The sequence below is a fragment of the Achromobacter pestifer genome, from assembly GCF_013267355.1.
In the GTDB taxonomy this organism is placed as follows: domain Bacteria; phylum Pseudomonadota; class Gammaproteobacteria; order Burkholderiales; family Burkholderiaceae_B; genus Achromobacter; species Achromobacter pestifer_A.
Genome location: NZ_CP053985.1, coordinates 2,552,297 through 2,566,634, shown reverse-complemented (window position 1 = coordinate 2,566,634; position 14,338 = coordinate 2,552,297). Strand labels below are relative to the sequence as shown.

15 protein-coding genes are annotated in these 14,338 nt (G+C 60.9%); 7 read left to right on the top strand and 8 right to left on the bottom strand.

Translation table 11 applies throughout. The features are described from left to right. Positions 1 to 117: 117 nt before the first annotated feature. From FOC84_RS12430 to FOC84_RS12410, 5 genes are all read left to right on the top strand, one after another. Entirely contained in the window at positions 118 to 1,311 is a 1,194-nt protein-coding gene (locus FOC84_RS12430) for an acetylornithine transaminase (protein ID WP_173144682.1), read from the top strand. Positions 1,312 to 1,402: 91 nt separating this feature from the next. Further along, positions 1,403 to 1,816 carry a hypothetical protein gene (locus FOC84_RS12425; RefSeq protein WP_173144681.1) on the top strand — a complete coding sequence of 138 codons (414 nt, stop codon included), beginning with the start codon at positions 1,403 to 1,405 and terminating at the stop codon, positions 1,814 to 1,816. Between the two features lie 80 nt (positions 1,817 to 1,896). Further along, positions 1,897 to 2,541 (top strand): hypothetical protein, encoded by a 645-nt coding sequence (locus tag FOC84_RS12420; RefSeq protein WP_173144680.1) that lies wholly within the window; start codon positions 1,897 to 1,899, stop codon positions 2,539 to 2,541. A 106-nt stretch (positions 2,542 to 2,647) separates the two neighbouring features. Continuing rightward, on the top strand, positions 2,648 to 2,977 hold the full coding sequence (locus FOC84_RS12415; RefSeq protein ID WP_173144679.1) for a YegP family protein: 330 nt from the start codon (positions 2,648 to 2,650) through the stop codon (positions 2,975 to 2,977). A gap of 378 nt (positions 2,978 to 3,355) precedes the next feature. Beyond that, on the top strand, positions 3,356 to 4,234 hold the full coding sequence (locus FOC84_RS12410) for a restriction endonuclease (RefSeq protein ID WP_173144678.1): 879 nt from the start codon (positions 3,356 to 3,358) through the stop codon (positions 4,232 to 4,234). A 221-nt stretch (positions 4,235 to 4,455) separates the two neighbouring features. Here FOC84_RS12410 and FOC84_RS12405 read toward each other — a convergent pair whose 3' ends face one another. Further along, positions 4,456 to 5,511, bottom strand: coding sequence for a hypothetical protein (locus tag FOC84_RS12405; protein WP_173144677.1), 1,056 nt, complete (start codon positions 5,509 to 5,511; stop codon positions 4,456 to 4,458). 80 nt (positions 5,512 to 5,591) lie between these two features. Between FOC84_RS12405 and FOC84_RS12400 the strand changes: the two genes are divergently transcribed. Both FOC84_RS12400 and FOC84_RS12395 read left to right on the top strand, forming a co-directional pair. Next, positions 5,592 to 6,230 (top strand): hypothetical protein, encoded by a 639-nt coding sequence (locus FOC84_RS12400; RefSeq protein ID WP_173144676.1) that lies wholly within the window; start codon positions 5,592 to 5,594, stop codon positions 6,228 to 6,230. Between the two features lie 509 nt (positions 6,231 to 6,739). Next, the gene (locus tag FOC84_RS12395) at positions 6,740 to 7,072 is read left to right on the top strand and encodes a hypothetical protein (RefSeq protein WP_173144675.1); all 333 of its coding nucleotides are present in this window, start codon (positions 6,740 to 6,742) and stop codon (positions 7,070 to 7,072) included. 42 nt (positions 7,073 to 7,114) lie between these two features. Here the strand turns inward: FOC84_RS12395 and FOC84_RS12390 are convergent, their stop codons facing one another. The 7 genes from FOC84_RS12390 to FOC84_RS12360 all read right to left on the bottom strand — a co-directional run bounded on the left by FOC84_RS12390 (position 7,115) and on the right by FOC84_RS12360 (position 14,266). Then, the gene (locus FOC84_RS12390) at positions 7,115 to 7,672 is read right to left on the bottom strand and encodes a sugar O-acetyltransferase (RefSeq protein WP_173144674.1); all 558 of its coding nucleotides are present in this window, start codon (positions 7,670 to 7,672) and stop codon (positions 7,115 to 7,117) included. A gap of 57 nt (positions 7,673 to 7,729) precedes the next feature. Continuing rightward, a complete protein-coding gene (locus FOC84_RS12385) occupies positions 7,730 to 8,155 on the bottom strand; it encodes a hypothetical protein (RefSeq protein WP_173150109.1) in 426 nt (141 codons plus the stop codon). 15 nt (positions 8,156 to 8,170) lie between these two features. Then, a complete protein-coding gene (locus FOC84_RS12380) occupies positions 8,171 to 8,545 on the bottom strand; it encodes a glutaredoxin family protein (RefSeq protein ID WP_013390852.1) in 375 nt (124 codons plus the stop codon). A 795-nt stretch (positions 8,546 to 9,340) separates the two neighbouring features. Further along, positions 9,341 to 11,704: a TonB-dependent siderophore receptor gene (locus FOC84_RS12375; RefSeq protein WP_173144673.1), complete on the bottom strand. Its 2,364-nt coding sequence runs from the start codon at positions 11,702 to 11,704 to the stop codon at positions 9,341 to 9,343. Between the two features lie 82 nt (positions 11,705 to 11,786). Continuing rightward, on the bottom strand, positions 11,787 to 12,731 hold the full coding sequence (locus tag FOC84_RS12370; protein ID WP_173144672.1) for a FecR family protein: 945 nt from the start codon (positions 12,729 to 12,731) through the stop codon (positions 11,787 to 11,789). After that, positions 12,728 to 13,228: a sigma-70 family RNA polymerase sigma factor gene (locus FOC84_RS12365; RefSeq protein WP_438800871.1), complete on the bottom strand. Its 501-nt coding sequence runs from the start codon at positions 13,226 to 13,228 to the stop codon at positions 12,728 to 12,730. Before FOC84_RS12365 ends, FOC84_RS12370 begins: the two co-directional genes overlap by 4 nt. Positions 13,229 to 13,309: 81 nt before the next feature. Next, positions 13,310 to 14,266: a GlxA family transcriptional regulator gene (locus FOC84_RS12360; protein WP_173144671.1), complete on the bottom strand. Its 957-nt coding sequence runs from the start codon at positions 14,264 to 14,266 to the stop codon at positions 13,310 to 13,312. Positions 14,267 to 14,338: the final 72 nt, after the last annotated feature.

The window sequence follows — 14,338 nt, the reverse complement described above, 5'->3', positions numbered from 1 at the left end:
GGGGCAGATCGGCAGGGGGTGCGTCACAATAGCATCCCCCCGTCGGTGCTAAATTCGCCTATTGGCATCGTCCAATTACTTTCTCACCCCCTGTTCTCTCATTCCGCAGGAACCGCCATGGAATTCAGCCAGTTCAACACCAACACCCTCATGGAGATCACCTCCCGCCCGGACCTCGTGTTCGTGCGCGGCCAGGGATCCTGGCTGGAGGATCACGCGGGCAAGCGATACCTGGACTTCGTCCAGGGCTGGGCCGTCAACACCCTGGGCCACAGCGCCCCGGAAATGCAGAAGGCCCTGCTGGACCAGTCCAAGCTGCTGATGAACCCCTCGCCGGCGTTCTACAACCTGCCCTCCATCGAGCTGGCCCAGCGCCTCACCGGCGCCTCGGTCTTCGACCGCGTCTTCTTCGCCAACAGCGGCGGCGAAGCCAACGAAGGCGCCATCAAGCTGGCGCGTAAATGGGGCCAGGTGCACAAGAAAGGCGCCTACAAGATCATCACCATGAACCACGGATTCCACGGCCGCACGCTGGCCACCATGTCCGCGTCCGGCAAGCCGGGCTGGGACAAGATGTTCGCCCCGCAGGTCGAAGGCTTCCCCAAGGCCGAAATCAACGACCTGGAATCCGTGCGCAAGCTGATCGACGACCAAACCGTCGCCATCATGCTCGAACCCGTCCAAGGCGAAGCCGGCGTCGTCCCCGCCAGCAAGGAATTCATGCAAGGCCTGCGCAAGCTGGCCGACGAGCACAAGCTGCTCTTCATCGTCGACGAAGTCCAGACCGGCATGGGCCGCACCGGCACCATGTTCGCCTACCAGCAATCCGACGTCGTGCCGGACATCATGACCCTGGCCAAGGGCATCGGCGGCGGCGTGCCGCTGGCCGCGCTGCTGGCTCGCCAGGAAGTTTGCGTGTTCTCGCACGGCGACCAGGGCGGTACCTACAACGGCAACCCGCTGATGGCCGCCGTCGGCGTCGCCGTGTTCGACGCCCTGGCTGCACCCGGCTTCATGGAATCCGTCAACGCCCGTGCCAAGCAACTGTCCGAAGGCCTGCTGGCCTTGTCGGCCAAGTGGGGCATGAAGGGTGAGCGTGGGATGGGTCTGCTGCGTGCGCTGGTGATGGATCGTGACGACGGCCCCGCCATCGTCGAAGCCGCGCGCAATCTGGCGCCCAACGGCTTGCTGCTGAATGCGCCGCGCGGAAACCTGCTGCGCTTCATGCCGGCGTTGAATGTGACGGCTGAGGAAATCGATACGATGCTGACGCAGTTGGATGGCTTGATTGCGCAGGTGCGCAAGGCGTAATCGGGGTAGTTCGATAGCCAGTAGCAAGGGCCGCGTACAGCGGCCCTTGTCTTTTGAACGCCCGCGTACCCATCCAGCGACCGAAGAAGCCATGCTCGCCATGCCCATGAAAACAATCACAGTCATATCGGCTGAGCCGTTCACACCCGGCGACGAAAGCGCCTCCGTGACCTTGCGCAGCCAGGAAGGCGCGGTCGTCACGGCCTTCTGCTGGCCTTGCACAGTCAAGGTCGGAGACACCATCACGAACCGGCTGTCCGTCTTGGACGGCGAGATTCGTGCAGCATTCGGTTCCGACTGGCCCCAGCAAGAGCAGGATGCCCTGTCAGTGGAAAGCCTGGAACGGATTGGCCACTTCAAATACCGAGGAACGGGGCGTGTGATCGATCAGGATGCCGGATTGGTGGCGGTCAACGGCTTCGTCATTGAATTTGGAAGCGTGCCGTGTGATGGGTATGCTCAATTCGAAATTGACCGATTGGATATCGGAGACATCGGCGATTGAAACGTCATGGCGTTGACGAATCGACGTGCTCTGCGCGGCATGTAGCGCACCAGTAACCGCATGGCACCCAAGAATCTGAAATGAAGCAAAGCAAACGTAGAACGCCAAACCCTCAGATAGCCCCAGCCCCCACAGTGTTGAAGCGGCCCATCGTCATACGGGCCTGGCGCCTGTTCTTCTGGTTCTATGTTCTTGTCGCCGCGCCATTCGCAATATTGTTGTCCATCTATCTCTTGTTCGAGATGGCTCATGACCAATGGAATGGCTGGCTTCTGCTGGTTTGCTTACTGTTGTTTGCAGGGGTGCCGTTGTCTGTGTACGGCCTGATGCCAGCCCTGCGCGCGCAACGCAAGGTGCTGCTGGAGATCAGGAACGAAGGCCTCTGGTCACCCCAGACCGGCGCGGTGCCTTGGCCGAAGGTCAGATTCGTGGGTTTTCGCAGCTATGGCGCCACAGTGACCAGCACATGGCTGGAAGTATTCGTTTCCAGCGAGTCCGAGCCAGACTGCGCCTTTGACCTCGACGATACCAATATCTATCGGACCCGACGTTTGAGGCTGCGGCTCCAGCAGCTGACCATGGTCAAGATATTTCGCCGTGAGCTGCGGAGTTATCAGTCGGTGGAGTCATCAGGGGCGGCAACTGGAAACGCATTGCCGCGTGATGCCTCGTCGAAGATCAAGGCGGGCGTTTCCTCCGCGCCTGTTCGCCCGAGGAACAAGTAGGTGGAGATTTCCTGAACGCAGGACATGGACTAACATCAACCGGCATTCATGTGTGTGCATCACAGTATCGACCCATTGTTGAACTAACCAGATATTGGAGGTTTCCATGAGCGGTTACTACGAGTTGAAGCGCAGCGGCGATCAGTACATGTTCAATCTGAAAGCTGGGAATCATGAAGTTATTCTTACGAGCGAGCGCTACACCACTAAAACCAGCGCTCAGGACGGCATTGCGTCTGTTCGCCAGAATTCGCCGGTCGACGAGCGCTATCAGCGCAAGACGGCGACTGATGGATCACCCTACTTCACGTTGACCGCGGCAAATGGGCAATCCATTGGGCGTAGTGAAATGTATTCAGGTACAGCGGCTCGGGATAACGGTATTGCGTCTGTGAAGACTAACGGGCCCAGCACAGTGGTGAAAGACAATACCTGAATGGTCTAAGGGGATAAGCCCTGATTCGGGTCTATCGATGTCGGGACTAGAGAGCCGCAATGTTCGCGGCTCTTGTTTCGCCGGTTTGCATCAGTGCGGCCGCCCGGCGTCGCCCCATCGTTGAAAATTGTAGTCTGACACTATTATCTGTGTGAGCTGATTTGAGATCAATCGTCCCGGGGAAGGCTGCAGTACTAGCGTCCTCCGGTCATGCGCGACCGCATGGGCCGTGCTCGGCACGATGTTCGTCTGACGGTCGCGGCAGCGCGACGCGATTCAGCCGTGGCGGTTGGAAAAATATGGTGCCAGGCTGCAATTTCTTTGGGTAAATTGTAGTCTGGCACCATATTTGATATTTCCTCGAGGTGTCGAAAAGCTATGTGGCATCATCTGGCAACTACACAGGCGGCCGAAATTCTCTTTCCTCGGCCAGAATGCATATTCTGTAATGCGGATATGCTCTCCTGCCCGGCTGATAATTTATGGGACTTGAACGAAGACGCGATTCGAAAAAAGCATGATCTGCAAGTTAGGCAGAACGCAATCTATGTGGATGGCTCTTTTTTATTGCATCGCCCCATTATGTCGGTGCCTGAAGTCGTCGGAGTGGCTTTTCATTGTTGCCCTGTTTGCGGATGGTGGTGCGTTATCCGGGAGCTTCAATATGAGACGCCTGCTAAGGGGTATTCTGCGTACCAGTGGGCTGCCGGAGCGCTCACTTCAGTGTTGCCATCGCCAATTGATAGCCCAGTTGAGGAGCTAAGGAACTATCTTTGTGCCAGATATAGCGACCGTTTTTCAATAGAGCCATATCAATTTGAAAAAATCGTGACGAGCATCTTGAAGTCTCACAGGCTCGATGTGCAAATAACGAGTCGCTCGAACGACGGTGGGTTGGACGTAATCGGAATCGATGGGTCGGGCGAAGCGTTTGGGGTTCAAGTGAAGCGTTATCGTGGCGTCATCGAAATTGAGCAGCTACGTTCTTTCGTTGGTGCGCTGATTTTGCACGGTCTTCCGCAGGGAATGTTTGTGACGACGTCGGGCTTCACTTCCGGGGCAAAGTCAGTATGTCAAAAAGCGGAGTTGCAAGGAATTAAACTGAGCCTAATTGATTCGGAGAGGTTGCTTGAAATGTTAAAAATTGCACAAATAAAGGATTTTGACAAAGAGCAATTGCCGGATCTTGCCGATAGCTATTCTAAGAAAATCAAGGCTCTCAATTATGGATACTCTCATCACTTTGGGTCTTTGTAGGAATTTGTCCATAATTTGCAAATATGGTGTCAGACTGCAATTTCGCTAACCATAGCCACCCAAAATTGTAGTCTGACACCTTTATCCAGATCCCTGAGCCCGGTTTGAAATACCTGCGGGTTGGTGTACCGCTCGCCAGGGACCACTTCTCCCTCCCTTCGATGACTTTTGACGGCCTGCCAAAGTTCGTGGATATGGTGAGTGAGGCGAAGCGTCGAGAGTCAATCCTTGCCGTGCTGGAGACCGCGGGGGGCCAGAAAAAGATTCTCCGTATCGTGTGGCCCAACGTCGACGGCCATCTTCACGTGCAAGCTGCGCTTCAGAATGTGGAGACCATCAATGAACTGAAGCGTCTGACCGGGCGTGATCAGTGCCGGCATCAACAGGTAGGCACCGGCCCTCTTGTACAGATCTAAGAAGGCGCTCAGGTTAGTGTCATTAGCGGGCTCCATCGTGAGCGACCGCGATGCCATCATGGCAACTCGTGAATCGGCCGAATCTTTCGGAAATTTCGACGTGATGACCATGCCATAGTGCGCTGGATGCTCCGTTGAAAAACGACGAACGACGCCGATGTGAATCTCCTCCTTCAGGTCGATCGATCCGAATCGTTCCCGCCAGCGTTCGAAGATCTTGGCGGCCGCACCCCGATTTTTGAACATTAACGCGATAAAGGGTGGTGCCTCCGGATGCGCCACCCCATAGGCGGCGCCCGTCCACTCGGCGCGATCCCATAGGTGTACGTCGATAACGGAGTGCACTTTCATTTCGCGGTGGTCGGTCATGTTCGAGAGGTGGAAATCTCTGGAGGCCGTGTCCCCCTCCCTCGGCTCCTTACGCGCGGGGCGCTCGCGTACGACGGGAGGTCGGTTGGATCGGGCTTCGAACTTCTTGGGCGAATGTTTGTCCCAGCCCGCGAGCCGTGCGACGCCACTGAAGATGCGCTGACGGCTGAAACACAGAGAACCGATCATCGCCGCACGATCCATCGCCCCGTCAGTCTGGAATAGTTGATGCATAGCCTCCTCGAAGTTCCTCGCGAGGCAAGTCGCGGAGAAAACCGTTCCAGCCACTTCAACCAGCATATTGAGGAAGTCGCCATACACCGAGGACGTACCGGGAAAGACGCCTTTGGGCCACTTGACGACGGCCTTCATTAGGTCGAGATCAGCTTTGACCTCGAAGCGCGTGATATCCGCTTCGACAACAGAGACGTCGAAACGTTCGACGTGGGCAAAAGCGCCCCGTTCGAACGCTGTCGCGAAGAATGCTTCCACCGTGCCGACGATGGCTTCCGCGACGGTGATGGCTGTATCACTGGGCAGGTGACGTTCTCGAGAAGAAGCTCAACGGGCGGTTGCTGACGTTCCAAGACGTTGGTAAGCATCACGACCCGGTCTATGCCGGCATCCAGTTCTTCAGGATCATGGTGCTGGAGGGCCTGCATCAACGTGTCGCCGATCACTTATGGCTCCACTACATGCCTCATTTCGCCAGCCGGCTAGTCGATCGCGCCCGCGAAGTTCGCCCGGACGACGAGAACCATGAGTTCCCAACGCCGCTGGCCTACTTGCTGTACGAAATCGTTGACGCTACTGCGGTATGGGTAAGGGATGCCGAGGCTCTGACGACGCCTGGCGACAGGGTGCGTCCCGAGCAGCTCGAAGGCAATCATATTCACATTGCCTTCGAAGCCGCAGAAGCCATTGGCCGTGTCGTCAAGCCCATCCTGATGTCGCCGCGCGTAAGTCGTAGGCTCAAAGAGGAGTTGCTTGGTGTGGCGCTCACCACCCTGCGAGACCTGGAGCAGCACGCACACCTAACGCCGTTAGCCACGGTGATGCGAGCGCACCTTATCGAACCCTACGGTTTCAGGGAACAGAACAACTATCTGTATATACTGAAGCAATGCTTCGATGAACAGGACCATGTGCTTCGAGCTCATCTGGGGCACTTCAGTGACGACCTCGACGCCGCTCGTGGAGTTGAGGCCTGAGAACTACGCTGCTTGACCACTGCCAGTGTGACAGTGATCCGGTTTCGTGCTCATCATGGCATATCGCTGACATCCCACACTAGTCTCTACGTTGCGTTCAGAACGTGATCTAACTCGACGCATTCCCGACGTCTCCTTTGCTCCTCCTGATCCGAGGCTCCGAATGTCGCAAACGGGTCGAAAGCCGACGTTCTGCCTTAGTATGAGTATCGCCTTCCTGTAGCAAATTTGTCCCCCCGCCTAAATCGCATTCCCCCTTACCGTATACTCCCCCCACTACCGCACCACCGGTAGCCCGGTTTGGAAGCCGGTAGTGTCTTTGGCGGACCGCCGCCGCTTAGGCGGCATTTTCACGTCCGAACGTCTCTGCACGTCCCTATGGGCGGGCCTTGGCGAGGGTGCGTTCGCGCACGCCGGTTTCCAAAGACGCCGGTCTTCCAACCTTGCCATGTGCCCGCCCACCCCATTTGGAAGTGGGGAGCAGGCCTAACTTGTCTTTGGAGCCTGTCATGCAATCCCACCCCCTCACCCAAAACCCCTGGTCCGTCGAATCCGATCCCGAGCTCGGTGCAGTCCCCCTCTCCCATCTCCACCACATCGACCGTGCCCGTCACGCCATCGAGGCCATGGCCCGCATGGTTGGCAACAGCGCATCCGAACCCGACGCAACAGGCGGGCAGCCGTTGGACGCCTGGACAGTGGCGGCGTTGATGGGCGGAGTGGAAGGCCTGTGCGATCACCTGGGCACCTTGACCGATGCCATGTTGGCGCAGGCGCGCTTTTGCGAGGTGGATGCGGATCTCGGCGACGTCACGCACGGCGCGCCGTCGTCGATCCAGTAGCCAAACTCAAGCAGCCAGAGGCGAGGCGCTCGAGCGCCCGCCTTACTCAGCAATCGACCGAATTACCCTTGCCGGATTCCCACCCACCAGCGTATTCGCAGGCACATCCTTGGTAACCACCGAACCCGCCGCGATCACCGAGTTCTCGCCCACAGTCACACCACCAATAACGGTCGCACCCGCCGCGATCCAGACATTCCTCTCGATCACAATGGGCTTCGCAGTGACGAAGTCGCGACGCCGCGACGGTTCGATGGGATGGCCGGACGTAATGAGGCTGACGTTCGGCCCGATCATCACGTCATCGGCAATGCTCAACCCACCCAAGTCATAGAAGGTGCAGTTCTGATTGACGAAGACATTGCGCCCGACGCTGATGTCGGGACCTCCGGTCGTATAGAACGGAGGTATCAACAGAAAGCTCTCATCGACCGTCTTGCCGATCAGTTCGCTGAACAAGGCGCGGACTTCAGCGGCGTCGTTGAAGGTCAGGCGGTTTAGGGCTGCGGTGATCGTCATCGCGCGTTTGACGTTGGCCGTCATGGCCGTTGATTCGGGCGTTCTTCTGGGAATAATCAGGCTGCGGTCGTCATTTGCCATCTGCGGCTTTCCTTTGGGGTACGGCGTAGTCAGCGTCGGCGAACACAAAGCCCACACTCAACGCGGCTTCCAATTCACCCCATCCCTGGACCGATACTCCGGCGTCCCCGTGCAACACCCACCCGCGCCAAACGCCTGCCGCCCCAGGAACGCAGTCACCACCCCCTTGCTCTCGGTCAGCCGCTGCTGGACGCAGAGGGTCGGCAGCAGAGAGAAGTCGCCTTCAAGCACCAGCGTCCACTTCACGTTCTCGCCTTCGGCCGGCTCGACCTTGTACACCTTGCATTCATGCACCAGCAGATGCACGGGCTGGCCTGCCAGTACGCCCTTGAACTGCAGCTCCGGCGGCGTGTCGCGCGTGGCGATGGCTTCGGCGTTGAGTTTTGATCCGGGCGGCGCGGGTTTCAAGGACGAGGAATCGCAGCCGGCCAGCGCACCCATGGCGGCCAAGGTGATGAGAAACAGGCGAGCCAGGCGGGGCATGCCCATGCGCTTCCGTCAGGCCACGTTGGCGAAGCGTTGCTCGAGGTAGGCGATGATGTCGCTGGACTCATACATCCAACGCGTGCCTGCTGCGTCGTCGATGCGCAGGCACGGCACCTTCACCTTGCCGCCGCCTGCCTGCAGTTGCGCGCGCGCTTCGGGATCGCCCTTGGCGTCGCGCAGCGCGATGGGCGCGTTGAGCTTGTGGATGGCGCGCCGCGTCTTGACGCAGAACGGGCAGGCGTGGAATTGGTAGAGCGACAGCTTGGCCGCTTCGGTGTTGACCGTGGCCTGGCCTTGCGCGGAGCGCTGTTGCGGGCGGGGCCGCGTGAGGGCGTCGCCCAGCACGATGATTTGACCCAGGCCGACACGTAGGGCTTTGACTAGCATGGAGTAGGACTCGATACGGATGGACAGGCGGCCAGTCTACTCTGTGCGGCGTCTTCCGGTCTTGCGGATACTCTTAGCCACGCCGACGGGCTTTCACCCTGTGTCGGGTCACGATTCGTGATTCGAAGCTGGCGTGCTATTGAAACCGCATCAGGTAGCCGCAGCCGGGATAAGCAGGCCTTGCGGGCGGCCTGACGTTGCTAGATGATCTGGCGCCTGTGCATGGAGCCCAGGATTCCCGCGCAGAGTCTGATTCGGCCGCCTGCACACGCGCAGAGAGGGATCGCATGCGAATCAATGTGGCGCTCCCGGTCAAAAAAAAGTAAACCGTAACCCTGCAGCACGCCCGTCATACGCGGACTACATCCGCCAATCTCACGCCGCGCTCTCAGGAGACTCCTTTGCGCTACGCCCTGATCTTCGCCTGCATCGTAGTGGCCGCCGCCGGGACGGCTTGCTCGTCCCGCCAGTTGTATGACACTGGCCAATCCTGGCAACGGAATGACTGCAATAAGATCGCCGACAACCAGGAGCGACAGCGTTGCCAGAGCGATGCGTCCAAATCCTATGACACGTACCAGCGTCAGCGGCAGGATGTCCAGAAATAGGATCGCCCGGCACACCAGGCCTGGCCTCCTCTTCAACTAGGCCAGCAAGGGCAAGATCTGGTTTAGCGACAGCACTGTCGTCAAACCTGCGAATAAAGATGCCAGACTACCGTTACGCCAGCCACATGTAGCGAAATCGTCGTCTGACGCCTTTATTCCTGGCGATCCTCCCTGCCACGCTCCAATCTTAGAACGTGTACTTCGCCGTCAACAAAAACGACCGCGGCGCGCCGAAGTGGTTGTTGTCCTGGTTGCTGCCGATGGCCTGGTAGTAGTACTTGTCGAACAGGTTGTAGACGTTCAGGCGCAGATCCAGATTCGGGCTGGCGCGATAAGCCACCACGGCATCCCATATGCTGTAGCCGGGTTGGCGCACGTTGTAGGCAGGCAAGCTGATCGCGCTTTGCACGCGCATCGCCCCGCCCACGCGCCAGGCATTCAAGGAGCCAGGCAAGGTGTACATGGTCGAGAGCTTGAACAGATGGCGCGGGGTCTGCGTGTCATACGCTGCGCCAGCCCGGATGTTGCCCGAATCCTCCAGATACTTGGATTGGTTGTAGGTATAGCCGGCCGACACCTGCCAGCCCGGCGTGATTGCGCCTGCCACTTCGAATTCGACGCCTCGGCTTTCCACCTTGCCGGAGGGCGCATAGCATTCGATCACGCCTGGGCCGCACGAGGACGTGGTCAGGGCGACAGGACGGTTGCGCTGGCGGATCTGGAAGACCGCCGCGCTGGCGTTGAGGCGGCCGTCGAAGTACTCGCCCTTGATGCCCGCTTCCAGATTGGTGCCGATGACCGGATCCAGCGGGGCGCCGCTGGCTGATTGGTAGTTTTGCGGCTGGAATACGCTGGTCCAGCTGGTGTAGACGGAATGGTGGCGGTCCAGGTCGTAGATCAGGCCCGCGTAGGGTGTCAGTTCGTGGTTGACCTTGTAGGCCGCGGGCGGGCTGACGTAGTCGCCGGACTTCAGCGTCATGTCGTATTCGTACCAGTCCAGCCTGGCGCCCAGCATCAGCGTCAGCGGGTCCGCGAGGCTCAGGCGGGTAGTGGCGTAGCCGCTCATCTGGCGCTGGAATCCCTTGCGCGACCAGGGGTAGACGAACGCGGGCTTTTCGACGGCGCTGGAGTCCCAGTGTTCAGGATCGACTGTCATGTCATAGCCTAGCGGCCATCCGCCAGGACCGTCGTCGTCCTTGTTCTTCATGAAGCTGCCGCCCAGCACCAGTTCATGCGTGCGCCCCAGCAGCGTGAACGGGCCGCTCAGGTAGCCGTCGACGCTGTACTGGGTCTTGTCGTAGTTGTACTGGCCCAAGCCTTGCCCGAAGAACGTCGAGTTCTCCAGGGGATAGAGGTAGCTGCCCAGCATGTTCATTTTGGCGCGCAGCGTGCGGGCGGTCAGCTTGCCGGACCAGCCGTTGTCGAAGCGATGATCGAGTTCGGCGAAGAAGCTGGTGTTTTCCTTGTTCCAATAGGCCCAATCCGGTGAAAGGCGGGTCGACCGCTTGAAGTCGTAGAAGCTGCCATCCCGGCGGGTCGGCAGGCCATTCCAATCCGCGCCGGGGTTGTCTTCGCGGTTGTAGTAGCCGCCGATGCTGAGCGTGGTGTTTGCCGTGAGGTCGGCTTCGATGGTGCCGTAATAGAGCTGGCGTTGATGCTCGTAGGCTTTCTTGAAGGTGTCCGAGTCCTGATAGGCGACGACGCCGCGTGCGCGCAGGGTGCCGCTTTCGTTCAAGGCGCCCGACCCGTCGACTTCGCCGCGATAGTTGTCCCAGCTACCGGCGCTGGCGGTCACCGAAAACTGTGGCACCGCCGTCGCGCGCTTGCGCACCAGGTTGATCGTGCCCGAGGGATTGCCTGCGCCGGTCATCATGCCGGCTGCGCCGCGCAGCACTTCGATGTGATCGTACATGGCCAGCGTCGCCACGCCCTGGGTGTCGTAGTCGTAGGCCAGCGGCACGCCGTCGGCCAGGAACGAACTGATCTCGAATCCGCGTGAGAAGAACTGCGTGCGCTCGCCGCCGCCAATCTGGCGCGTGGTCAGGCCGGTGGTGTCGCGGGCCACATCGTCCAGCGACTGGAAGCCGCGGTCCTCGATCTGCTGGCGGGTCACGACGCTGACCGATTGCGGCGTCTCGCGCGGCGAAAGCGCGAATTTGGTGGCCGTGGCCATCACCGGTGTGGTGTATGAATGCGTGCCCTCGGTCACGCCCAGCGTGGCCGCCTCGACCGTCACCGGCGAGAGCGTCGTGGTGCCTGATGGCGCTACGGTCAGGCTGCCGTCCGGCGTGCGTCGTAGTTCCAGCCCGCTTCCGGTCAGCGCGCGCGCGGTGGCTTCGTCGACGGTCAACCGGCCGGAGATGGCCGGCGCGGATTTGCCTGCCACCAGTTCGGCGCGAAACGAGATCACCGCGCCCGCGACGCGCGCGATCTGCGTCAGCGCGACATCCAGCTGGCCCGCGGGCAAATCATAGTGGCGCAGCGCCTGGGCATGGGCGGTGCTGGCGGCGGCTGCGATGACGCAGGCAGCCGGAAACCTGAGGGAAAGCATGGAACACTCCGTGGATGCGTGAGCACGCGTTCCATGTATGTGCATCGGCGCCGGCAAAAAAACACCTGGCGCAGAAAATTCTTCAGGCGAGATCGATCATGACGTACCAATTGCTCAGCCGTTGCAGCCGGATGGGCAGGGTATGCGTGAGCGCCGCCAGGGCGCGGTCGCTATCGTCCAGCGGGAACAGGCCGGTGACACGCAGGCGGGACGCCTGGGGTGAGGTCCGCAGCCAACCCGGCCGATACCGGGCCAGGGCATCGACCACGGTCTGCAAGGGTTCGTCGTGGACTTCAAGCTCGCCGTTGCTCCAGGCGGCGGCGTACCCCTGGTTGTTCTGCACCGCATCGATCTGCTGCGCGTCGAACCAGACGCTCTGGCCGGGTGCCAATTGCCGGCGGATACCGGCGAGTGTGGAGACCTCGGCCGTTCCGCTCAGGGCCAGACAGAAGCTGCGTTCGGACGCGCAGCGCACCATGGCGCGCCCTTGGGCGAGGCGGACGTCGCCATGGGGCAGGCGCACTTGTAGCCCCTGGCCTGCCGCCACCTCAAAAATGGCGGCGCCGGCGGACACCTGCACGATGTGCTGCCCGTCCAGCGTTGCGGCGCTGCGCGCGTCCAACTCCATCATGTTGCCGTCAGGCAAGGCCACGTGCCGGCGCTCACCAGTGCGGGTCACATAGCCCGCCGTCAGATGCCGCAGCGGCACATAGCGGTCCGCGACACCGGCGCCGAGCAGCACGGTCCCGCCCGCCAGGACGAGCTTGCCCAACCTGCGGCGCTGCGCGAGTTGCGGCCCGACCAGCGAACGCCGCAGCGGGTTGCCGTCGGCAAGCAGTCCGGGCCGCAGGCGATGCAGCGTGCCGTCCAGCGCCGAATTCAGCCGCTGCCAGGCCGCGCCGTGGCTCGGGCTTTCCGCCAACCACCGATCGAAGGCCTTGCGGTCGGCATCGCTGGCCTGACCGCTGGACAGACAGACCTGCCATTCGATAGCCGCCTCGCGGCTGCGCATGTCCAAGGGCGTCATACGCCAAACACCTCGCAGCAACGGCGCAGGGCTTGGACGATGTATTTGCGGACCATGGTGGGAGAAACCTTCAGCCGCGCGGCGATTTCCACATGGGTCATGCCGTCGAGCTGGCTGTAGAGAAAAGCCATCCTGGCCTTGGAAGACAGACTGTCCAGCGCTGTGTCGAGCGCCTGCAAGGACTGCAGGGTCTGTACCCGCTCTTCGGCCGAGGGCTCCAGGGGTTCGGGCTGCAGGCGCAGCATCTCCAGCCAGGCTTGTTCGAGTTCACGCCGGCGCCACAGCCGCCATGTGATGCGCCGCGCGATGGTGATGAGCATCGCGCGGGGTTCGTTCAATTGCTCTAGCGCAGGAAGGCAGAGCAACTGCGTGAAGGTCTCACCGGCGATATCCTCGGCGTCTTCGCGATTGCGCAGGCCGTTCTGGAGTCGGCGCTCCAGCCAGGGATGGTCGCTCTTGTAGATGGTGGAAAAGCGGGTGTCACGCGTTGAGTCCACGGCCTGTGCTGTGAATAAATGGGAATCGTTATCAATTATCGCATGATGGGTTCTGGAAAGCCAAAGGGGATGGGGACCTCATCACGCCACGCGCCGGAACGCCCTTCGATACCCCATCGGGCTCGTCCCTACGATCCCTGTGAAATGCTCCCGCAGCGATACCGCCGACCCAAATCCCACCTCCATCGCCACCCGCTCCACCGGCAGGTCCGTCGTCTCCAGCATGCCGCGCGCGCGGTTCACCCGGGCCTGGATCACCCACTGCAAGGGACTGACGCCTAGCAGTTCCTGAAACCGCCGGTTCAAGGTGCGCACGCTTACCGCTGCCTGTGCGGCCAGCGCGCCGACGGTCAGGTTTTGCGCCAGCCTGCCCTCGATCCAGTGCAGCAGTGGTGTCAGGTCGGTGTGCGAGGCCGGCGTGGGTCGGACGATGAACTGCGCCTGGCCGCCAGCGCGTTCCAGCGGCACCACGGCAAGCCGGGCGCTGTTGGCGGCCATCGCGGCGCCGTGGTCGCGTTTGATCATGTGCAGGCACAGGTCCATGCCGGCGGCGGCGCCGGCGGAGGTGAGGATCTGGCCGTTGTCGACGAACAGCACGTTGGGGTTGACGTCGATGGCGGGGTAGCGGCGGGCCAGTTGGTCGGCGGCTTTCCAGTGGGTGGTGGCCTTGAGGCCGTCGAGGATGCCGCTGGCGGCCAGGATGAAGGCGCCGGTGCAGATGGAGGCGATGCGGGCGCCTGCGGCGTGGGCGTGGCGGATCAGATCGAGGATGTCGCGGGGCACATCGCGGCTCGGGTCGGCCAGGCCGGGCACGATGACGGTGTGCGCGTGGCGCGCCACGTCGAGGCGGGCGCGGATGTGCAGGTCAAAGGCCTGGGTCTGGACGCGAGGTTTGCTGGAGCAGACCTGTAGTTCGTAGGGGCGGCGGCCATCGAGGGTTTCGGCGAGCTGGAAGATCTCGCAGGGCGCGGCGAGGTCGCCCGCGACCAGGCCGTCGAAGGCGAGCACGGCGATGCGATGGGAGGCGTTCTTGGGCATGCCTGGGATTCCGGCGGTTGCGGCGGGCCAGATCGGCCTGATCGCACGGTTGGCGGATTTCTTTCGAAGATT